The organism is Candidatus Manganitrophus noduliformans (genome assembly GCF_012184425.1).
Lineage (GTDB): Bacteria > Nitrospirota > Nitrospiria > SBBL01 > Manganitrophaceae > Manganitrophus > Manganitrophus noduliformans.
The window spans coordinates 307,398-329,797 of the sequence record NZ_VTOW01000001.1; the positions used below are offsets into that span (position 1 = coordinate 307,398).

The window sequence follows — 22,400 nt, forward strand, 5'->3', positions numbered from 1 at the left end:
AAAAACGGGCAGACAGGACGGGGGGCAGTAGACCAAAAAACGGATGGGGCGTTGCGTTATGGAGGGGGACCGACGGTCCTTCTCCCGGTCAGAAGCTGAACAACGAGCAACACGGCGGCGATCACCAGCAGGGCATGGATCACTCCCCCCGCCAGGTTCAAGCTGAAGCCGAGCGCCCAGAGAATAAGCAGGATTACAAAAATGGTCCAAAGCATCGTGCCTCCTTTCGGTAAATCATGAGCAATAGAAATTTAATTTGCAAAGGAAGTGCCAGCCCATCCGTACGGAAGATTTGCTTTTCGCCATCGCAAGGCAAAGAACCGTCATGAACATGCACCGATCACCCACGCGTGTCTTGTAACCTTGGGCAAGAAATGCGCGGCGCCAGCTCAGCAGATTGGGTCAACGGCCTGACTGGGTCCAAATGAGCTGAGTACGCTCCATCTATTGAGAAGGAATCCGATGCATTTTTACACAGAATACCGCTGGTTTTCAAAAACGGCAGGCATTACGGCAGAGGTTGAGAAGACCGGAGTGCGCATCGTCTCAGCGATGCGCATCACGGCGGGGAGGTCTATGTGAACGACCAAATAGGCGATCGTGGAATGACCGGTCCGGCATCAAAAAAGTAGAGACGTCCCGCCGGGACGTCTCTACGAGGGTAAACAGATCGACCTATCTATCTTAATGTTCTTTCACCGGGTAGATGTAGTAAAGCATCACGTAGGTGACTGTGCTTGTGACCAAGGCGATCACGTAGAGGACCATCGTGAACGCCCCCATTTTTCGATGCCGGGTGGCGGCATCCGGAATCCACCGCTCGATTCCCCGTTCCATAAAGAGAACGCCGGCCACCAGACCGAAGCCGGAAATATAGACGACCAGCCGCCCCATCGATCCGGTCCAGCGTATGAGCGCAAAGAGGCCGAAGAGGGCCGCCGCTCCCGCGAGCGTATAGTTGAAGCCTTTGCTCCCCATCTTCAACGGCTCCACTTTCAGGTAGCGCTCATTCCCCTTCTTAAAAGACGACCGAAATCCAAGAACAATCATATAAACCGCCAGGACCAGACCGACCGAGATGACCAAGATGTGGATCGTCAGCATCGGCGAGAAGATATAATTGTAAACCCAATCAGGCCCTCCGAAGCCTTCCTTCCCCTCCAGCGAAAGCGCCCCCAATCCGCGGGCCAGATAGTAAAGGGTGAAGTAGCCGAGCATCGCGACCATCCCCCAAAGGGTCACCAGATGGTGGCGCTGTCCCTGATGTTTTCTGCCGGCATACCAGCCGTAGATAAAAAGCAGGGTGAAAACCCACGCCATGACCGACGAGATATCCGCCCCCCACGTTCCGTACGGCGAAAGAAATCCGGGCGCGGTTAACATTTCCTTCATGGTCTCCTCCTTGTTACTTGATTGCCGTTAAAACGGTGTTCCGCTCCATCTCCGTCACCCAGTGGAATCCGGCCTTTTCCAACCATCCGCGGATTTCCGATCCCGAGAAGCAGCGCCCCTTCTCGGAATAGACCATCATATGGATGGAGAAAATCGCATTCCAGCCGGGGTTGGATGCATCTTCGTTCAGAAACATATCCTTGACGATGATCAGCCCGCCCGGATTCGCGGCGCGGGAGAGTTTCCGGAAGAGGGCTGCATTCTCCTCTGAAGTTTGATAGTGGAGGATGTCGGAGAGGAAGACGACGTCGAACGTCCCGGGGAGCTCGTCCAGGTTGAAGTTGCCGCCGACCAACCTGATCCGACCGGTCATCTTCTCTTTGTCGATATTCTTCTGTGTCGTCGCGAGGGTCTCTGGAAGGTCAAAAAGGGTTCCCTGCAGATGAGGATAACGCTTGCAGAAAGCCATTGAAAAGGTCCCGGCGCCTCCGCCGACATCGAGGAAGGTCTTGTAGCCGGAGAGATCGATCCGCTCCGCCAGGCTCGGGGCGACCCGTTTCGCCATGCGATCGAGGACCCGCAAAATCTTCTCCCCGACCTCCGGGCGGTTCATGAAAATATTCCCCTTCACCGGCGGCTTTCCGGTTCGAACCACCTCTTCCAGCTTCCCCCAGGCCTCCCACTCTTCATCCTGAAGCAGCATCAGCTCCCCCATATAGAAGGGGCTGGTCTTCACGAGAAACTCCGCCACCACCGGCGTATTGGCGTAGCGTATCCCTTCGCGGTGGATGAGACCGATCGCCACCAGGGAATCGAGAAGGCGTTCGAGGTTTTCAGGATCGGCCCCGACGGCCGACGCGATCTCCGCCGCCGTCTTCGGTCCGCTCCCCATCGGGGTATAGAGATCGAGCTTCACCGAGGTCAAAAATATTTTCGCCTCCCAATAATATCCCAACTGGAAAAGCGAAGGCGCCGAAATTTCCCGACCCATCAAAAACCCCCAAATTTGAATAGGGGGAGTATATCGGGGTGGAAATCAAAGGTCAAGAGAGGAGGGAATGGGCGGGTGCCCCGCGACTTATCCGACTTCAATCGGCGGGTACTTCTCGATGACATTGAATTTCTCGATCTTCCACCGCTCCTTTTCTTTCTTCAATTTCCAGAAAAGAAGCGCCTTCTGAAGCGACACCCCCTTCCCCTTCCGAAGGCGGGCGGTCTGCATCAGCGAAAGATCGGCCTCGTCCCCCCGGACTTTCAATCCGAAAATCTGGAATTCGACACGGATCGGTTCGGCCCCTCCGAAGAGCTCGGCGATTTGCCCCTCAAAGGCGCTTCCGTCGGCGACATCCTGCCGCGAGAGGGCCCAATCCTGGCTCTGATAGGCGCGCCGCTGTCGTTCGATCAACTCGTGCAACATCTCTTCATTGGTCTTCTTGCCGGCGGGAACCTCCTCCACCTTCGGTTGCGGAGGCGATCCTTCCCTCAACTTCGGGGAGATTTTTGCCGCGGCCGGGGACGCATCGCGGGGAGCCACCGGCGGAGGCGACACCGGGGCTGAAGAAGAATCGTTCTTGAAGGCCGATAAAACAGTCGTCTTGTTGATCTGATCCTGCTCCGGTCTTCCGCCGGAAGGAGGGGGCGCCGGAGCCGGAGGCTCGGGTGAAACCGGCTGCGCTGCGGGAGAAAGGGGGAGGGCGATTTCTTGCTCGGGAGAAAGCGCGCCCTCTTTGGCTTCGATGTTCTCTTCCACCGCAGAAGCGGGGGGATCGATCGGATCGGGCCGCGACGCGATGACGGGAGACGGCGCCGCCGGAGCGGAAGCGACCTGAGCGGGTGAAGAGCGGTAGAGCGAAAAAAAGAGGACCCCTACAAAACCGGTCATCAGCAATCCAAAGAGGCCCCACCAGATCGGCTGCCAAGAAACGGTTTTTTTCTCCGGATGGACTTCTTGGGAGGGGGCGGCCGTTTCCCCTGCAGACGAATCCGAGATTACAGGGAGGGGGACGACCGTCTCTACAACGGCCAAGGCGGGTGCAGCCGCTTCTTGGGGAAGCCCGGGATCGATCGCCGGCGCCGGCGATGGAGCGTGCGGGACCAAGACCGCCGGAAGCTCCATCCGTTCGAAAAGCAGCGGCTCGCCGGAGGCGGACCCTCCCCCTTCGGTCGGCGCGAACCGTGCGAAGGCCCGCCGTTCCGCTTCGATCTCTTTTCCGAAAAAAGCCTGGATATAGTTCGTTAAATTGAGCCGCGGATACTCGCCTTGCAGAATCGATTCAATCGGCGCGATCATTTCGCCCGCCGTTTGAAAGCGCGCCGCCGGGTCGACGGCGAGGCCCCGGACCAGAATCGAGCGAATGGACGCCGGAAGATACCCCCACGGTTGCATGTCGGCCTTGACCGGTTCCGGAAACTCGCCGAGCAGCTCGCAGAGAATGGCCGAAGCGGCGAAGAGATCTTCTCCGGGCGTCCCGCTCGGAATCTCCCCCCCCTTTCTTTCGGAGATCGACTCCGGCGCGCGATAACGCGAGCGGATGGCCGAACGGGGATCCTCCAGCCAGCCCAGGCCAAAATCGCCGACCCCCACCACGCCGTCGTAGCCGATAAAGATCCGCTCCGGATGGAGCCCGCCGTGCGCGATCGGCCTCCCGGAGCGTCCGGTCAGAGCGTGGGAAAATTGGAGCGCGTCAAGAAGCTGCCGAATGAGAAGCAGCGCCATTCCGGTCGGAATCGGGAGAGAGCGGCTTCGCGCCAGAAGGGTCTGCAGTTTTTTGCCGAAGAGATACGGTTGGACGAAATAAGGGATGCCGTCGATTTCGCCGAGGTCATAAATCCGGAGGATGTTCGGATGCCAGAGGGTGGCCGCTTGTTTCGCCTCGTCTAAAAAAAGGGAAACCCAATCGGTCCGGTGGATCACCAGCGGATGGAGCCGCTTCAAAACAACCATCGTGTGCGGAGGGGACTCCCCCTGCGCCAGATAATTTTCAAGAAACGGGCTTCGCTTCAGCGGCCGGAGAAGCCGGTACCTTCCAAAAAGAGCGGCCGCCTTGCGCGGCTGTTTTTCACCCAGGAGTTTTTCCATTTCAAAAACCCAAATAACGCCCCACTATATCCCAAACTGGTCTGAATTTTCAACCTTTTTCTTCCGGGAGGTCCCCTGCCGTTTTTCCTGGATCAAACGGACTAAACGGTCGGGATGATTCCACGCTCAAGCGGCTTTTCGGCGAGACCCGCTTCCCGCTTGAGAAGACCGAGAAAAAGCGACTCCAGGGTCATCCAGCCGGCGCAGGCCGCCGTTAGAAGGGCCAAGTCGGTCGCGGGGGAAAGGGGAACTTGGAAGATGATCCGAAGGAGATAGGCGAGAATGAGAAAATAGGTCGCGGCCATCGTCAGGCCCGGCCAAATAAAAAACCGGACGAGTTGAACGATCCCGGGAAGGGCGGGGAGAAATCGGGTATAGGCCAGGGTGGCCATCAGGCCGATGACACCCCCGACCGCCAGCGTTTGATGAAGGGAATTTTCCAGAACCGGCCCGAGGATCGCGCCGACCGCGCCGCCGATCACGGCCGCCAGCAGAATCAGCAGCAGGTTCGAAGCCGGCGCCGTGTGCGGGTGGCCGCCCCGTGTCCTAGGCCAAAAAAGCTCTCCGATCGGCCGTCCGTCGGGAAAGATAGTCCGCTGGCCCTTCTCCTGCCGCGCCCGTAGATAACCGATCTCGAAGCCGTCCCGCGCGACGGCGCTGGCGACAAAGCTGATCAGCGCCGCCCGGAAAGCTTGATAGCCGAAGAGAAACTCCACGATCCCGAGGATCATCCAATAAAGCGCGAAGGAATAAAGAAATCCGATTTTCAAGGAAAACCATTTCATTTCATCCGGCCGCTCCCGCCAAATCTCGCGGAGGGGACGGCCGAATCCCTTCGCATAGGCATAAAGGCCGACCGGAATGCAGACAAGGGAGGAGAGAAGGCCGATCATCGTCAAAAAAATCACCCGCGTCTCAAAAAACACCAGATAGGTGATCAAGAGAAACGGGGGAAAAACGGCGAATCCCGACAAAAGGATGATCCGCATCTTCAGCCGCCGCGCGGCGCGGTCCATCAGCAGATGGCCGTAGAGAACTCTTAATTTCAATCGATGAAGCATCTGAGTCATCGGAAGGCGGAAGGGGAAAAGCGCCTACCGCCTCCCGTCCTTTATGGTGTCAATTGGATTTGAGTGACTTTCCCCAGCGATGAGAGGGGCTGGTCGAATTTTCCGTCGTCTCCGACCGCCAGGATGACCAGCCGGTCGGGATGAAGATATTTCTTCGCCACCCTCAGGATATCTTCCTTGGTCACCTTGGCCACGTTGTCCCGGTATCGCTCCAGAAAGTCGCTCGGAAGCCCGTAATACTCCAGCGACATCTTCCGGCTGACGATCTGCGCCGGGCTGGAGAACGAAAAAATAAACGAATTAAGGAACGACTCCTTCGCCCGCTTCAGCTCCTCGTCCGTGACCGGCTCCCGGCGGATTTTTCGGATATGGTCGAGGATGGTGGAGATCGCCTGATGGGTCGTGTCGACCCGGGTCTCTCCATAGGCGATGAAAACCCCCCGCTCGAAATTACCGGGGCGAAAGACGCTGCCGACCGAGTAGGCGAGGCCACGCTGCGTCCGGACGTCGCTGAAGAGACGGCTGGTGAGCCCGCCACCGCCGAGGATATCGTCGAGGATCGAGACCGCGAAGAAGTCGGGATTATTCTGTTTGATGCCGAGGTGGCCGATCCGGATCTGGGTCTGCGTGATCGGACGGGCGATCGCGTAGACCCCTCCGTCTTTCCGCTCGACCACCGAGGGGACCTCCGGAAAGTCGATCTTTTTCTTCTTCCAACCGGCAAAGGCCTTTTCGATCTTCGCAATGATCTCCTTTTTGTCGAAATCGCCGGTCACCCCGATCATTATATTGTTGGGAACGAAATATTTCCGGTGAAAGGCGACCAGATCGTCCCGGACGATCGATCGGACCGTCTCCTCGGTCGCTTCGCGCCCGTATGGGTTGTCGGCGCCGTAGATCTGCTTGTTAAACTCGCGGCTGGCGATGGAAGAAGGCCGGTCGTTTCTGCGCCGGATCATTTCGATGGCGTTGTTCTTCGCGATCTGAAGCTTCTCCTCTTCGAACACCGGGTTCATCAAGATATCGGCGAAGAGAGCGAGCCCTGCATCGAAATCTTTCTTCAAGACGTCGAGCCAGGCCCCCCCGGCGTCGGCGCCGATCCCCACCGAAAGATCGGCCGCCATCTGATCGATGATTTCATCGACCTCGTCTCCGCTGTGGCGCTTCGTTCCGCCGGTCCGCATGATCGCCCCCGTCAACCCGGCGAGACTGATCTTGTCGGCCGGCTCGTAGATGCTGCCGGTCTTGACGATGACCTCCATCCGGATGAGCGGAAGCTCGTGATCTTCAAGCAGATAGAGGATCATCCCGTTCGAGAGGACCTGTCGCTCCGGCTTCGGCGGCTGAAACGCCGGCGCGGGAAAGGTCATCGTCCGCGGATCGGGCAGCTCCGTTGCGGCGGGCGCCGGCGCGGCGGACGGAGAGGGAACGAGGGAGAGGCTCCAGAGAAAAACCAAAAACAGAACAGACAATCGATTCATTCTCCTTCTCATTGTCCCCCCTCCTTTAAAATCGGGAGGGCTTTCCCGCCCGGCTCCCCCGCGGGGAGCACTTGGACGAGCGTCGCCACCGTCCGGTTCTTCTTTGTAAAGTAGGTGCGGGCCACCCGCATGACATCTTCTCCGGTGACCTTCATGATTTTGTCCCGGTTCCGGAGGACATACCGCCAGTCGCCGGCGACCGCCTCGAAATAGGCGAGCTGGCTGGCGAGACCGCTGTTTGATCGGAGCGATCGGACTAGGTCGGCATTCAAATTCGTGATCACCTTCTCCAACTCCTTCTCTGTCGGCGGCTCATTCTTCAACCGCTCCAGCTCTTCGTAAATCGCCTCCTCCACCTCCGCGGCCGTATGGGGGGCGCGCGGGGTGGCGGAGAGGGTAAAAAGGTTTGCGTAGCGGGCGCCGGGGGTTCCGGAGCTCGAGCTGGCGCCGACCGCGATCTTTTTCTCCACGACCAGCTTCTTATAGAGCCGGGAGGTCCTTCCGAGAGAGAGGAGGGAGTCGATGACATCGAAGACCGGATCGTCGGGGTGCTCGAAATTCGGCTTATGATAGCCGATCACCACCTGCGGATTCGCCTCGTCCTCCACCTCGACGCGGCGCTCTCCCAGTTGCGGCGGCTCGACCGTGACGACCGGCGGCGGGGGGGGGCCGGACGGAATCGACCCGAAGGTTTTCTCAAGCAGGGGGATCACTTCCGCCACCTTGAAGTCGCCGACCATGGCGATGACGGTATTGCTTGGGGTGTAGTATGTCCGGAAAAAGCGCTCGGTCTCGGCGGCGGAGAGGGAGCCGACGTCCGACGGCCAGCCGATGGTCGGATAGCCGTAGGGATGGGCGAGAAAGGCGGTGGCGAGAAAGGTCTCATAGAGCTTTCCGCCGGGGTTCGTATCGACGCTTCGCCGCCGCTCTTCGAGAACGACATCCCGTTCTTTGTAGAATTCTCGCAGAACGGTATTCGCCATCCGATCGGCCTCGATGGCGACCCAGAGGGGAAGGCGGTTCGACGGAAGAGAGACGACATAGGAGGTCACATCCCGGCTGGTGGAGGCATTGAAGCCGACCGAGCCGTTCCGGTTGTACAGCTCCGCCAGCTCGTTCGTCACCACCCATTGCTTCGCTTCTTTCTCGAGCGCTTCGAATTTCTCCCGAAGACCCTTCAGCCGCTCCGAATCGGCCTCCGAACCCTTGGCTTCCTCCTGGACGATCTCCCAATTGAGCCCTTCCAATTCCTCAAGGACCTCCTTTTCTTTCTGATAGTCGGAGGTCCCCAATCGCTGCGTCCCCTTGAAAGCCATATGCTCGTAGAGGTGGGCCACCCCGGTGATTCCGCTGTGTTCATTCACCGAGCCGACTTTATATGTGATCCGAAAGGAGATGATCGGCGCCTGGTGGCGCTCCACCATCAAGACGGTGAGGCCGTTGGAGAGGGTATGCTCGACGACCCGATCGGCGAGACTTTGTGCCGAAGCGGCCGTCCCGGATAAAGAACAGACAAAGAGAATGACAAAAAGAAAAACCGGTTTTTTCACAAAAACTCCTTTGCCTTCGCGACTAGATGAAAAGGCGTTTGAGATCGCCGACCGTTTCGGCGAAAAAGTCCGGTTCGGCCGAGCGGACCAGGTCGGGATCGCAGATGCCGTAGCCGACCCCGCAGGATCTGATCCCCGCCGAGCGCGCCGCCTGGACGTCATTGACCGAATCCCCGATCATCACCGCCTCGGAGGGAGAGACCCTCAGATGTTCGATCGTCCGCAAGAGCATCTCCGGGTGGGGTTTTAAATTGACGATCGGCTCGCTGCCGAGGATCAAATCGAAGTGCGGGCGGGCCCCCAATCCTTCGATGATCCGGGTGGTGTACAGAAGCGGCTTGTTCGTGACGACCGCTTTTTTTTTCACTTTAAAGTGGATCAAGACCTCCTCCATTCCCGGATAAAGGTCGGTCTCGTCGAGAAGGTGTTTCAGGTAGTGCCCCTCGAAGATCTCCAGCGACTGCCGGAGCAAAATGGGATCGGCCTCCCCCAGCGAATCGAGGATGAGCCGCCGAACCCCGTTTCCGACATAGCCGTAGATTTCCTCCAAAGGCTTTTCAGGAAGACCGAGGTCGCGAAAGGTCAGGTTGACGGAAATGGCGAGATCTTTTTTGGAATCGATGAGGGTGCCATCGAGATCAAAAATCAGAAGCGAAACCGGATTCATCCTGCGCTTTCTTGGAGGAACATAAAAACCGCTCCCTCTCCTTTGACGGGCGCTTCACGATAAAAGCGCTGCATGCACAACCTAATTGGGGTACTATAAGAGAATCGGAGAAAGTTTTCAATCCCCTGTCGGGGCGAGCCGCCGACTCCCCCTCGATTTCCCGCGGCGGCCCGGGCCGCCCCTACGAGCTTCTTTTTCCTTTGAAAACAACGGAAGTCAACCTTGACAAGGCGGGGGAAAACCGCTAACCTGAAGGTTCGATTCAATTACTTTTCTCTTGTAAATCCGGGTGAATTTGGATTTTCCGGTCGAAAATAACGAGGGAGGAAAGCGCCGCTTTCGATGGCTGAAGTGGCTCCTTCTCTCTCTCTTCTCCCTTGTCCTCATCGCTGCATTCAGCGTCGGCGGGATCATCTGGTATTTTTCCAGGGACCTCCCCTCGCTCGAAATGCTGGGAAGTTATGAGCCGAGCCAGGCGACCCGGATCTATTCCGACGACAACCGGGTCGTCGGACAGTTCTATATCGAAAAGCGGGTCTTCGTTCCCCTCACCCGAATGCCGAAAGAGCTGATCCAGGCGATCTTAGCGGTGGAAGATTCCCGCTTCTATGAGCACGGCGGCTTCGACTACATCCGGATCATCAAGGCCTTCCTGACCAATCTGGAGAACATGCGGATTCGCCAGGGGGCGAGCACCATCACCCAACAGCTGACCCGTTCGCTTTTTCTCACCCCCGAGCGGACGATGAAGCGAAAGTTGAAAGAGATCCTCCTCGCCAGGAAAATGGAGATGATGCTGACGAAAGATGAGATCCTTGAGATCTATCTGAATCAGATCTACTTCGGGCATGGGGCCTACGGGGTCCAGGTGGCGGCGCGGACTTACTTCGGGAAAGACGTCAGTGAATTGCAGCTTGCGGAGGTCGCCTTCCTCTCCGGTCTTCCGAAGGCGCCGAACGACTACTCTCCCTATCGCCATCCCCAAAAGGCGAAGCAGCGCCAAGGGGTCGTCCTGCGGCGGATGGTGGATGAAAAATTCATTACCGAAGAGCAATACCGCAAGGCCTACGGGCAAGATCTTTTCTTTCAAAAAATGGCCCCCGATGAAGCGTTGGCCCTCCATTTCCTTGAGCATATCCGGCTATACCTCATCGCCAAATACGGCGACGACGCCGTTTACAAAGGGGGGCTCAACGTCTATACGACCCTCAACATCGACATGCAGCGCGCCGCCAACCAGGCGGTGAAGACCGGCCTCCGCGAGCTGGACAAGCGCCAGGGATACCGGGGGCCGCTCGGCAAATATGAAGAGCCGGCGGAAGCGGCCGAAATCGCCGTTTCTTCTTTGATCGTGGGGGATATTTTAGAGGGACATGTCACCCAGATCTCCGATAAAGAAGGATATGCTCTGGTCCAGGCGGGGGGGGTCACCGGGAAGATGTTGATGGAGGAGATGGCCTGGGCGGCCCGTCGCCTGAAAGGATCGCGCCTGGAGGATCTACAGGTCATTGAAAAACCGAAAGTATCGGACATCGTCAAGGTGCACGACCTGATCAAAGTGAAGGTGAAAAAGGCCGGCAAAGAGGGGAAGGGGGCCTTCTTCAGCCTCGAGCAGGAGCCGGCCGCGGAGGGGGCGCTCGTTGCGATCGATCCGGCGACCGGGGCGGTCAAGGCGCTCGTCGGAGGATACGACTTCAGGCGAAGCGAATTCAATCGCGCGATCGTCGCGAAAAGGCAGCCCGGCTCCGCGTTTAAGCCGATCATCTACGCGACGGCGATCGAGCGGGGGTTGACCCCGGCGAGCATGGTCCTCGACAATCCGGTGGTCTACACCGATGCGGAATTGGACACGGTCTGGAAACCGGAGAACTACGAAGAAAAATTCTACGGGCTGATCACCCTACGGGAGGCGCTGACCTATTCCCGAAACCTTGCGACCGTCCGGCTTTTAGAGCAGGTGGGCGTCCGGAACGTCATTGAATTCGCGAAACGGGTCGGCATCCAGAGTCCCATGACCCGGGATCTCTCCCTGGCGCTCGGCTCTTCCAGTCTTACCCTCACCGAATTAACCTCCGCCTATGCCGTCTTTGCCAATCGGGGGGTCCGCGTCGAGCCGACCTTGATCATCTCGGTGAGCGACCACAACGGCCGGGTCCTGGAGCATCGGGAGTTGGCCCCGCAGCAGGTCGTCTCGAAAGAGACCGCCTACGTGGTGACCAACATGATGGAAGATGTGATCCAACGGGGAACGGCGCGAAAAGCGAAATCGCTCGGAAGGCCGCTGGCCGGCAAGACCGGGACGACAAACGAGTTCACCGATGCCTGGTTCATCGGCTTTGCCCCCAACCTGGTGGCGGGCGTTTGGGTGGGGTTTGACGACAATCGCTCCTTGGGAGACCGGGAGGCCGGCGGAAGCACCGCCCTGCCGATCTGGATGTCCTTTATGCAGGAGAGTCTCTCCCGTTTTCCGATCACTCCTTTCTCTATCCCTGACAATATCGTTTATGCTAAGATAGACCCGCAAACGGGGCTCCTCGCCCCTCCCGGTGAAGAGAAAGGGGTCGTCGAAATTTTCGTCAGGGGGACCGAACCGAAGGAGTTCAAGGTCGAGACCCCGACGCCGACCCAATTCTTCAGGCTGGACGAGGAAGAGGCTTCGTTTTAAGAACCGTGAGGCGTGGGTGGTAAAAGATTTTTTCTTTTGCCTTTCCCCCTTACGCCCAACGCCTCACCCCTTACGTCATTCTTTATTCTTTTAAGAATCCTTAAAAAAGGAGCGGATCATGTCAGTACGCGTGGCGATTAATGGATTTGGAAGGATTGGACGAAATGTCTTCCGAGCCGCGTTCGCGAATCCCGATTTGCAGTTTGTTGCGATCAACGACTTAACCGACGCCAAGACCCTCGCCCATCTTCTCAAATACGATTCGGTGCACGGCATCTTCGATCATGAGATTGAAGCGAAGGACGATGCCCTGCTGGTCGACGGCAAATCGGTCCGGATCACCAAAGAGAAAGACCCCGCCGCCCTCCCCTGGAAGGAGATGGCGATTGACGTGGTGATCGAATCGACCGGCAAATTCACCGACCGGGCCGGCGCGGAGAAGCATCTCGCCGCCGGGGCCAAAAAGGTGATCATCTCCGCCCCGGCGAAGAACCCCGATATCACCCTTGTTTTGGGAGTGAACGAAGAGAAGTACGATTCAAGCCGTCATCACATCATTTCGAACGCCTCCTGCACGACCAACTGCCTTGCCCCGGTGGCCAAGGTGCTGTCGAACCAATTTGGGATCAAGCGGGGCCTGATGACGACGGTCCACTCCTACACAAACGATCAACAATTGCTCGACCTGCCCCATAAGGACTTAAGACGGGCGCGGGCAGCCGCGCTCTCGATGATCCCGACCACCACCGGCGCCGCCAAAGCGCTCTCGGAGGTCCTCCCCGAGCTGGCCGGAAAGTTGGACGGCATGGCGATCCGGGTGCCGACCCCGAATGTCTCGGTGGTCGATCTGGTTACAGAGCTGGAATCGGATGCCACGGAGGCATCGGTCCGCACGGCCCTCTCCAACGCAGCCCAGAAAGAGATGAAGGGGATTTTGCAGTACACCGAAGCGCCGTTGGTCTCGACTGATTTTAACGGCAACGCCCACTCTTCGATTGTCGATGGAACCCTGACCAAGGTGATCGGGAATCGGATGGTGAAGGTGATCGCCTGGTACGACAACGAATGGGGCTACTCTTGCCGCGTTCGAGATCTGATTCTCTACATCGCAGGACATAAATAAAATCGGTAGGGGCGTATTGCAACCCTACCACACATACGGTCCCCCTACGCACAAATGAAGGATCATACCCATGCACATGAACAAACTGACGATTGAGGATATCCCGATCAAAGGAAAACGGATTTTCATCCGGGCCGATTTCAACGTCCCATTGGACAGCGATCTTCATATCACCGACGACACCCGAATCCGCTCGACCCTTCCGACCATCAATTACGCCATCGACGAGGGGGCCATCATCATTCTCGCCTCCCATCTCGATCGGCCGAAAGGGGTCGATCCGCGCCATTCGCTCGCCCCGGTCGCGAAGCGGCTCCAGCGCCTTCTCGGGAAGGAGGTCCAATTCGCCCCCGACTGCATCGGGCCTCAGGTTCAAAATATGGTGGCCCGGTTGAAACCGGGCGACGTCCTTCTCCTGGAAAACCTCCGCTTTCATCCCGGCGAGAAAAAGAACGATGAGGGCTTTGCCAAGGCATTGGCCGATCTTGGGATCGACGTCTATATCAACGATGCTTTCGGAACGGTTCATCGCAGCCACGCCTCGGTCACCGGCATCACCCAATTCGTCAAGACCAAGGCGTGCGGGTTTTTGATGAAAAAGGAGATCTCCTATCTGGAGGGGGCGGTGGCCAACCCCGCCCGGCCCTTCGTGGCGATCCTGGGAGGAGCAAAGGTCTCCGGAAAAATCGGGGTGATCGAAAACCTCGGGAAAAAGGTCGATAAAGTCATCATCGGCGGCGGCATGGCTTATACTTTTTTAAAGGCGCTGGGACACGATGTCGGCAACTCGCTGGTCGAAGATTCGATGCTCGATTTCGCGAGGGAGATCAAGGAGCATGCGATCGAGCGGGGGATCAAGTTCTACCTTCCGGTCGATTGTGTGGTGGCCACCAGCATGGATCCGGCGGCCGAGACGATGCGGGTTCCGGTCCAGGAGATCCCGAAGGGGTGGATCGGGCTCGATATCGGCCCCGCGTCGGTTCACCTCTTCACCGAAGTGCTGGCCAATGCCAAGACGATCCTCTGGAACGGCCCGATGGGCGTTTTTGAGATGGACGCCTACTCGCGCGGAACCTTTGCCGTCGCCCATGCGGTTGCCAACTCGTATGCGTTGACGATCGTCGGCGGCGGGGAGACCGCGCTGGCCGTTCACCGGGCGGGCGAATCGGAGAATATCTCGTTCATCTCCACCGGCGGCGGGGCGGCCCTGCAGCTTCTGGAAGGAAAAGAGCTTCCCGGACTGACCGTTCTGCCGGAAAAAGAAGGATAACCCTGTCGGGGCGCCGCATGGGTCGCCCCGCCGCAGACCCGGGCCATGACAAATGCGCACCCCCTGCTTCATCGCCAACTGGAAAATGAACAAGACGATCGCTGAAGCACGGGAATATCTTCAAGCGGTCGAGAAGCGGTGGCCGCAGCTCCCCGGGGCCCCCTGGGAAACGATCGTCGCCCCCCCTTTCACGATGTTGGCCCCCATGGCCGACTTTCTGAAAGAGAGGCCGCTCCAAATCGGATTGGCGGGCCAGAACGTCCATTTTGAGGAGCGGGGGGCGTATACCGGCGAGGTCTCACCGCTGATGCTTCGCGATGCCGGATGCCGCCATGTCATCATCGGCCACTCGGAGCGCCGGACCTACTTCGGCGAAACGAACGCATTGATCCATAAAAAGATCGGGGGGGCGCTGCGGGCGGGGCTGATCCCGATCCTTTGCGTCGGCGAAACCCGCGAAGAGCGGGAAGAAGAAAAAACCGGGGAAGTCATTGAGCGACAGATCAGAGAAGCACTGGATGATCTCCGGCCGGGCCCCTCGGACTGGATCATCGCCTACGAGCCGGTCTGGGCGATCGGCACGGGGCTGACCCCGCAGCCGTCGGAAGCGGAAGAGGTCCACCGCCGGATCCGGGACTTTTTCCGCTCTCTTTCGAAAGAAGAAGAGGCCGACACACCGCGTATTCTTTATGGCGGGAGCGCAACAGAGAAAAACATTGCGGCCTTCATGGAAGAGGCCGATATCGACGGCGTATTGGCGGGGGGCGCCAGCCTGTTTGCCGAGTCGTTTTGTAATATGATCGATTTGGGAGTCAAAGCGAAAGAGAAATGATTCGCCGCGCAGATCGCAGTTGAAATGCGCGCCCGGATCGAGTATTATGCAAGTTTTAGTCTAGAGGAGAACCGATGTACACACTGATCGCCGTCATCCATATTATCGTCTGCCTCATTCTCATGGCCGTCGTTCTGCTGCAGGCCGGCAAGGGGGCCGAGATGGGGGCCGCCTTCGGAGGATCGAGCCAAACGATCTTCGGCAGCCGCGGCGCCGCCACCTTCTTGAGCAAGCTGACCGTAGGGGCGGCCATCCTTTTTATGGTCACCTCGTTGAGCCTTTCGATCTTAAGCCGGGAACGCTCGATCGCCTCATCGATCATCGACACCGAAACGAAAGATGAACTCATTCCCAAAGAGCTTCCGGCCGCGGGCGGCCCGAACACCCTTCCGGCCGATCCTTCGGCCGATTCTCCGGCCAATTCCCCGGAAGGAGCGCCCGCCGCGCCCGCCCCGGCGAAATAATAACGAACCCTTTCTAAAAGATGGGGCCGGCCAACGGCCCCATTGAGTTTTGTCTCAAAAATCAGTATGATCGTGCCTTATAGGCATGAACCTTCTTTTTGTAAAAAAACTCATCTCAGCGTTGATCCTGCTCCCGTTCGTCGGATGCGCCGGACCCCCGTTGAACAACCCTTATCCTCGACAGGAAGAGGGGAAGAATATCCTCTACTCTTCCTTCAGCGAGCGGCCGAAGCACCTCGATCCGGCGCAGTCGTACTCCTCCAACGAAATCATCTTCACCGCACAGATCTACGAGCCCCCCTTCCAGTATCACTACCTGAAGCGGCCTTACACGCTGGTTCCCTTGACCGCCGCCGGGATGCCGACCCCCGTTTATCTCAACGCCCAGGGGGAGCGGGTCAACGAGGATACGCCGGCCGAGCAGGTTGCATTCAGTCTCTATGAGATCAAAATCCAGCCGGGCATTCGTTATCAGCCGCACCCGGCCTTCGCACGGGATCCGGGGGGCCGCCCTCTTTATCACTCCCTCGGCCCGGAAGGGCTCGACCGGATCTCCTCGCTCGGCGACTTCAAGCAGACCGGCAGCCGGGAGCTGACCGCCGAGGATTATGTTTACCAGATCAAACGGCTGGCCCACCCGAAGATCCACTCCCCGATCTACGGCTTCATGTCGGATTATATCGTCGGCCTGCGGGAGCTCGGCGAAACCCTTCGGAAGGCACAGGAGAAGGCCGAACCGGGGGCCTTCCTCGATCTGCGGGAGTATCCCCTCTCGGGGGTCAAAGTGGTCGATCGGCACACCTATCGGATCAAGGTCGCCGGCAAATATCCGCAGTTCCTCTACTGGCTGGCGATGCCCTTCTTCGCCCCGGTCCCGCATGAAGCCGACCGGTTTTACTCGCAGCCGGGGCTGATCGAAAAAAACATCACCCTCGACTGGTATCCGATCGGAACGGGGCCGTACATGCTGACGGTGAACAATCCGAACCGCCAGATGGTTCTGGAGCGAAATCCGAATTTCCACGGCGAAGCCTATCCGACCGAGGGAGAGCCGGAAGACGAACAATCCGGCCTGCTCGCCGACGCCGGCAAGCCGCTCCCCTTCATCGACAAGGTCGTCTTCACCCTGGAGAAAGAAGGAATTCCGATCTGGAACAAGTTCCTCCAGGGTTATTACGACAGCGCCGGGATCGCCTCCGACAACTTCGATCAGGCGGTCCGGATCGGCGGCCAGGGGGACGCCGACATCACGGCGGAGATGAAGGAAAAGGGAATCCGGCTGATCACCAGCGTGGAGACGAGCACCTTCTACCTCGGGATCAACATGCTCGACCCGGTGGTGGGGGGAGACTCCGAATCGGCCCGCAAGCTCCGCCGGGCGATCGCCATCGCCGTCGATCAAGAGGAGTCGATCGCCATCTTCCGGAACGGACGGGGCATCGCGATGCAGGGCCCCCTCCCGCCGGGGATCTTCGGCTACACGGAGGGAGCGGCGGGGATCAATCGTTATGTTTACGACTGGGTGAACGGACGCCCCCAGCAGAAATCGATCGAGACCGCCCGGCGGCTTTTGGCCGAGGCCGGCTACCCCAACGGCCGCGACGCCAAAACCGGGCGGCCGTTGATCCTCAACTTCGACACCACCGGCACCGGGCCGGAGGCGAAATCGAGCCTCGATTGGATGCGCAAGCAGTTCGAGAAGCTGAACATTCAACTGGTCGTCCGGGCGACCGATTACAACCGCTTTCAGGACAAGATGCTCAAGGGGACGGCGCAGATGTTCCAGTGGGGATGGAACGCCGACTATCCCGATCCGGAGAACTTTTTTTTCCTCCTCTACGGTCCGAACGCCAAGGCGGGGAAAAACGGGGAAAACGCGACCAATTACGCAAACCCGGAGTTCGACCGCCTCTTCGAGAAGATGAAGAACATGGAGAACACGCCGGAGCGGCAGGCGATCATCGACCGGATGCTGGAGATCGTCCGGCGCGACGCCCCCTGGGTCTCCGGCTTCCACCCGAAACAGTTCGGCCTCCATCATGCCTGGCGCCACAACATCAAGCCGAATCTGATGGCGAACAATACCTTGAAATATGGGAAGCTCGATCCCGATCTCCGCGCCCGACAGCGCCGGGTCTGGAACAGGCCGGTCTGGTGGCCGGTGGCGGCGATCGTCGCCGTTCTTGTTGCCGGCACCCTCCCGGCAGTGGCGACCTACCGGCGCAAGGAGCAGGGGGCACCGAAATGATCGGCTACCTGATCCGCCGGATCCTTTATGCGATTCCGATTCTGATCGGTGTGAACCTCCTCACCTTTCTTCTCTTCTTTGTCGTGAACACGCCGGACAACATGGCCCGGATGCACCTCGGGATGAAGCGGGTGAACCAGGAGGCGATCGACAAGTGGAAAGCGGAGCACGGCTACGACAAGCCGACCCTTTTCAACCCCGCCGCGGAGGGGATGGAGAAATTCACCAGGACGATCTTCTTCGAAAAATCGGTGAAGCTCTTCGTGTTCGACTTCGGACCGGCCGACGACGGCCGTGAAATCGGGGCCGACATCAAACAGCGGATGTGGCCGAGCCTTTCCATCGCGCTCCCCGCTTTGATCATCGGCCTCCTCGTGAATATCACCGCCGCGATGCTGGTCGCCTTTTTCCGCGCCACCTACATCGATTTCTGGGGGGTGATCGTCGCGGTGGCGATGATGTCGATCTCTTCTCTCTTCTACATCATCGGCGGCCAGTACCTCTTCAGCAAGGTCCTGCGGCTCGTCCCGATCTCCGGATACGCCGACGGCCTCACCGCCCTGAAGTTTATCCTCCTTCCGGTCCTGATCGGCCTGGTCGCCGGGATCGGGAGCGGGTTGCGCTGGTACCGAACGATCTTCCTGGAAGAGATCGGCAAAGAATATGTCCGGACGGCGCGCGCCAAGGGGCTCTCCGAGCTGCGGGTTCTCTTCGGCCATGTTTTGCGGAACGCATTGGTCCCGATTTTGACCGGCGTCGTCGTCGTCATCCCCCTCCTTTTTCTCGGCTCCCTTCTGACCGAGTCGTTCTTCGGCATCCCCGGCCTCGGAAGTTACACGATCGACGCGATCAACAGCCAAGATTTCGCGATCGTCCGGGCGATGGTCTTTCTCGGCTCGGTCCTCTACATCATCGGTTTGATCCTGACCGACCTCTCCTATACCCTCGTCGATCCGCGCGTGAGGTTGAACTGATGTCGATCCTTCCGGTGATCCTCTGGACCGACCTCTTGGTCTTTCTTCTATTGGCCGCCGCTGTCGGTTTCGGCCTTTACGCCTCCCGGCGCGAGCCGCTGCGCGCCCCCTGGCGGCAGATCCGCCGGCGTCCGGTGGCGATGGCGGCGATGGTGATCCTGCTCGCTTACGTCGGCATCGGCCTCATCGATTCGATCCACTTCAAAAAACGGCTGCCGGCGACCGAGGCCGGACAGAAGACACAGTATTCGCCGGAAGTCCTCTCGCTTCTCGACGTCATGACCGACCGGCTTCGAAAAAATACCGAGCGGACCTACTCCGCCCCGCTCGCCACCCACGCCTACGCGAAGGAGACGGTCGAAATGCCCGACGGCACCCAGGCGCGCCTCTTTCCCAGGCTGCGCTTCGGCGGGGCGCATCTTGCCGACCCGGAAAAGGAGTGGTCGCAGGATGTGGCCTTCACCGCCCTCCAGGGGGGGCTCCTCGGCCTCGTCGCGGCCCTCATCGTCAACATTCACTTTCTCTTCCTCCTCAGCCGGCGGCATGGAACCGAGCCGGGAGCGATGGCGCAGGCCATTCTGAAGGGAAAGACCGAAACCGCCTGGCGGGCCACGTTGGGAACGATCACGTTGATGTTGGCGGTGGCCGGCATCGCCTGGTCGCTCAGCACTCAATATCATCTCCTTGGAACCGATAAGGTGGGGCAGGATGTTCTCTATCTCTCGCTCAAGGCGATCCGGACCGGATTGGTGATCGGGACCGTGACGACGCTGGTGATGCTCCCCTTCGCCGTCCTCCTGGGGATTGCCGCAGGCTACTTCCGGGGATGGGTCGATGATGTCATTCAATATATCTACACCACCCTCAGCTCGGTGCCGGGGGTTCTTCTGATCGCCGCGGCGGTTTTGATCCTTCAGGTCTACATGGATCAGAACGCCGACGCCTTCACCAGCGTCACACGGCGCGCCGACGTTCGACTCCTCTTTCTCTGCATTATTCTCGGCGTCACCGGCTGGATCGGCCTCTGCCGCCTCTTGCGCGGGGAGACGCTGAAGCTGCGGGAAATGGATTATGTCCAGGCCGCGACCGCATTGGGGGTCGGAAGCTGGCGGATCATTATTCGGCATATCCTTCCGAACGTCATGCATATCGTCCTGATCTCGGTGGTGCTCGACTTCAGCGGCCTGGTCCTCGCCGAGGCGGTGCTCTCTTATGTCGGGGTCGGCGTCGATCCGGCGATGATCTCGTGGGGAAACATGATCAACAGCGCCCGGATGGAGATGGCGCGCGAGCCGATCGTCTGGTGGTCGCTGATCGCCGCCTTCGTCTTCATGTTCGGATTGGTCTTGTCGGCGAACCTTTTCTCCGACGCGGTGCGGGACGCGTTGGACCCGCGGTTGAGAGGGCGCGCATGAACAACCCTGATCCCGTCCTGAAAGTCACCGACCTGAAGACCTGGTTCCACACCGACGCGGGAGTCGTCCGAGCAGTCGATGGGATTTCGTTCGAAGTCCGCCGCGGGGAGACCTTCGCCCTGTTGGGAGAATCGGGCTGCGGGAAATCGATGACGGCGCTGTCGCTGATGCGGCTGGTTCCCGAGCCGGCGGGGCGGATCGTAGCGGGGGAAATTTTGTTGGAAGGGCAGGATCTCTGCACGCTCCCGGAAGTGGCGATGCGCCCCTTGCGCGGCCATCGGCTCTCGATGATCTTTCAAGAGCCGATGACGAGCCTCAATCCGGTGATCACGGTCGGCGATCAAATTGCAGAGACATTGCAGCATCATTTTTCCCTCGACGGCGCCGCGGCGAAAAAGCGGGCGTGCGATCTCCTCGCTTCGGTCGGCATCCCCGATCCGGTCCGGCGGTATGACGAATACCCCCACCAGATGTCGGGGGGAATGAAGCAGCGGATCATGATCGCGATGGCGCTTGCCGGCGAGCCGGAGGTGTTAATCGCCGACGAGCCGACGACGGCGCTCGATGTGACGATCCAGGCGCAGATTCTCGATCTGCTCCGACAGTTGCAGAAGAACCGGGGGATGGCGATTCTCCTGATCACCCACGATCTCGCGGTCGTCTCTGAGATGGCCGACCGTGTCGCGGTGATGTATGCCGGGCAGATCGTCGAAACCGCCGACCGCGCCGCATTCTTCGACAACCCGCGCCATCCCTATTCGCAGAAGCTCTTTCATTCCCTGCCGAGCCGGAACAAACGGGGAGAGAACCTCGGCGTGATTCGCGGCAGCGTTCCGCCGCTGAACCGGGAATTCGTCGGCTGCCGCTTCGCCAACCGGTGCGAAGCGGCGTGGGAGGCTTGCGAGAAGATCGATCCCCGCTGGATTGCGGAAGCCGGGAGCGGCGTCCGATGCCATCTCTACGATCCGGCCGTCGCGGCCACACGACCCGCAACGGCCACCGGGACAGCCGCTTCACCCGTCGCAGCAACTCGAAAAACACCGCTTCAAACAAACGGCTCCCTTCTACAGGTCACCGATTTGAAAGTTCACTTCCCCATTCACAAAGGGCTCTTTAAGAAGGTCGTCGGTCATGTGAAGGCGGTCGATGGGGTTTCTCTGTCGCTTCGGTCCGGACGGACAATCGCCCTCGTCGGCGAGTCGGGCTGCGGGAAGACGACGGCGGGGAAGGCGATTCTTCAGCTGATCCGTCCGACCGGCGGGAAGGTCCGATTCGGCGATGTCGAGCTGACGACCCTCTCCGGTCCGGCCCTTCGGGAAAAGCGGGGCGACTGCCAGATCATCTTCCAAGACCCCTACGCCTCGCTGAATCCCCGGATGATGGTCGGCGACATCATCAACGAAGGGATCGAAGCGCAACGGCGCGCAAAATCCTCCTCCGAAGCAGAGGCCCGTGTCGATCAACTTTTAGAACAGGTCGGTCTTCCCATCGAGGCGAAGCCGCGCTACCCACACGAGTTCTCCGGCGGGCAGCGGCAGCGGATCTGCATCGCGCGCGCCCTCGCCGTCGATCCGAAGGTTATCGTCTGCGATGAGCCGACGAGCGCGCTCGACGTTTCGGTCCAGGCGCAGATTCTGAATCTTCTGAAAGAACTCCAGGAACGGCTGGGACTCGCTTATCTTTTCATCACGCATAATCTCTCCGTGGTGGAATACTTCGCTCATGAGGTCGCCGTGATGTATCTCGGCCGGATCGTGGAGTACGGTCCGGTCGAGGCGGTCTTGAACCATCCACAGCACCCCTACACCCGCGCCCTCCTCTCCGCCGTCCCCCAGATCGACGCCGATCAGAAGCGAACCATCCTCCGCCTCGAAGGCGAAATTCCCTCCCCGATCAACCCGCCGAGAGGCTGCCACTTCCACCCCCGCTGCCCGGAGGTGATGACGGTCTGCCGCGAGACCTATCCGGAAGAGACCGAACGCGGTACGGGGCACACCGTGCGGTGTCATTTGTATTCGAAGTAACGGCTGAACGCCGCGACACCCCCCCTCCAACCCTCCGTCAAATCAATAGTCCCCTTGTTACGCCTGGGCATTTATCGCTGTATGCTGATCTCACATCCGACAAAGATGTATAAATAAGTAAGAAAATAGGTAAATTATTTATTTGA

17 protein-coding genes are annotated in these 22,400 nt (G+C 59.1%); 9 read left to right on the top strand and 8 right to left on the bottom strand.

Going from position 1 to position 22,400, the window contains the following annotated elements:
- Positions 1-56 precede the first annotated feature (56 nt).
- The 8 genes from MNODULE_RS01465 to MNODULE_RS01500 all read right to left on the bottom strand — a co-directional run bounded on the left by MNODULE_RS01465 (position 57) and on the right by MNODULE_RS01500 (position 9,239).
- Positions 57-215, bottom strand: a complete 159-nt coding sequence (locus tag MNODULE_RS01465) for a lmo0937 family membrane protein (protein ID WP_168057717.1) — start codon at positions 213-215, stop codon at positions 57-59.
- A gap of 469 nt (positions 216-684) precedes the next feature.
- The gene (locus MNODULE_RS01470) at positions 685-1,392 is read right to left on the bottom strand and encodes a DUF420 domain-containing protein (protein ID WP_168057718.1); all 708 of its coding nucleotides are present in this window, start codon (positions 1,390-1,392) and stop codon (positions 685-687) included.
- Positions 1,393-1,405: 13 nt separating this feature from the next.
- Positions 1,406-2,383 (bottom strand): methyltransferase, encoded by a 978-nt coding sequence (locus MNODULE_RS01475; RefSeq protein WP_168057719.1) that lies wholly within the window; start codon positions 2,381-2,383, stop codon positions 1,406-1,408.
- A gap of 87 nt (positions 2,384-2,470) precedes the next feature.
- Complete coding sequence (locus tag MNODULE_RS01480; protein ID WP_168057720.1) at positions 2,471-4,471, bottom strand: protein kinase domain-containing protein; 2,001 nt, start codon at positions 4,469-4,471, stop codon at positions 2,471-2,473.
- Positions 4,472-4,572: 101 nt separating this feature from the next.
- On the bottom strand, positions 4,573-5,532 hold the full coding sequence (locus MNODULE_RS01485; protein ID WP_168057721.1) for a hypothetical protein: 960 nt from the start codon (positions 5,530-5,532) through the stop codon (positions 4,573-4,575).
- 50 nt (positions 5,533-5,582) lie between these two features.
- The gene (locus MNODULE_RS01490) at positions 5,583-7,022 is read right to left on the bottom strand and encodes a M16 family metallopeptidase (protein ID WP_168057722.1); all 1,440 of its coding nucleotides are present in this window, start codon (positions 7,020-7,022) and stop codon (positions 5,583-5,585) included.
- An 8-nt stretch (positions 7,023-7,030) separates the two neighbouring features.
- On the bottom strand, positions 7,031-8,572 hold the full coding sequence (locus MNODULE_RS01495; RefSeq protein ID WP_320412335.1) for a M16 family metallopeptidase: 1,542 nt from the start codon (positions 8,570-8,572) through the stop codon (positions 7,031-7,033).
- 22 nt (positions 8,573-8,594) lie between these two features.
- Positions 8,595-9,239, bottom strand: a complete 645-nt coding sequence (locus MNODULE_RS01500; RefSeq protein WP_168057723.1) for an HAD family hydrolase — start codon at positions 9,237-9,239, stop codon at positions 8,595-8,597.
- A gap of 289 nt (positions 9,240-9,528) precedes the next feature.
- On the opposite strand from MNODULE_RS01500, the gene MNODULE_RS01505 reads away from it, so the two are divergent.
- From MNODULE_RS01505 to MNODULE_RS01545, 9 genes are all read left to right on the top strand, one after another.
- The gene (locus MNODULE_RS01505) at positions 9,529-11,904 is read left to right on the top strand and encodes a PBP1A family penicillin-binding protein (protein WP_168057724.1); all 2,376 of its coding nucleotides are present in this window, start codon (positions 9,529-9,531) and stop codon (positions 11,902-11,904) included.
- 118 nt (positions 11,905-12,022) lie between these two features.
- Positions 12,023-13,027, top strand: a complete 1,005-nt coding sequence (gap, locus tag MNODULE_RS01510) for a type I glyceraldehyde-3-phosphate dehydrogenase (protein WP_168057725.1) — start codon at positions 12,023-12,025, stop codon at positions 13,025-13,027.
- A gap of 70 nt (positions 13,028-13,097) precedes the next feature.
- A complete protein-coding gene (locus MNODULE_RS01515; protein WP_272953218.1) occupies positions 13,098-14,297 on the top strand; it encodes a phosphoglycerate kinase in 1,200 nt (399 codons plus the stop codon).
- 52 nt (positions 14,298-14,349) lie between these two features.
- On the top strand, positions 14,350-15,129 hold the full coding sequence (tpiA, locus tag MNODULE_RS01520) for a triose-phosphate isomerase (protein WP_168057726.1): 780 nt from the start codon (positions 14,350-14,352) through the stop codon (positions 15,127-15,129).
- 74 nt (positions 15,130-15,203) lie between these two features.
- Positions 15,204-15,593, top strand: coding sequence for a preprotein translocase subunit SecG (gene secG / locus MNODULE_RS01525; protein ID WP_168057727.1), 390 nt, complete (start codon positions 15,204-15,206; stop codon positions 15,591-15,593).
- Positions 15,594-15,678: 85 nt separating this feature from the next.
- The gene (locus tag MNODULE_RS01530; RefSeq protein ID WP_168057728.1) at positions 15,679-17,841 is read left to right on the top strand and encodes an ABC transporter substrate-binding protein; all 2,163 of its coding nucleotides are present in this window, start codon (positions 15,679-15,681) and stop codon (positions 17,839-17,841) included.
- Positions 17,838-18,815 carry an ABC transporter permease gene (locus tag MNODULE_RS01535; RefSeq protein WP_168057729.1) on the top strand — a complete coding sequence of 326 codons (978 nt, stop codon included), beginning with the start codon at positions 17,838-17,840 and terminating at the stop codon, positions 18,813-18,815. The genes MNODULE_RS01530 and MNODULE_RS01535 overlap by 4 nt, the downstream gene beginning before the upstream one ends.
- Positions 18,815-20,230: an ABC transporter permease gene (locus MNODULE_RS01540; RefSeq protein WP_168057730.1), complete on the top strand. Its 1,416-nt coding sequence runs from the start codon at positions 18,815-18,817 to the stop codon at positions 20,228-20,230. The genes MNODULE_RS01535 and MNODULE_RS01540 overlap by 1 nt, the downstream gene beginning before the upstream one ends.
- A complete protein-coding gene (locus MNODULE_RS01545; RefSeq protein WP_168057731.1) occupies positions 20,227-22,254 on the top strand; it encodes an ABC transporter ATP-binding protein in 2,028 nt (675 codons plus the stop codon). The genes MNODULE_RS01540 and MNODULE_RS01545 overlap by 4 nt, the downstream gene beginning before the upstream one ends.
- The last annotated feature ends 146 nt before the right edge of the window (positions 22,255-22,400 follow it).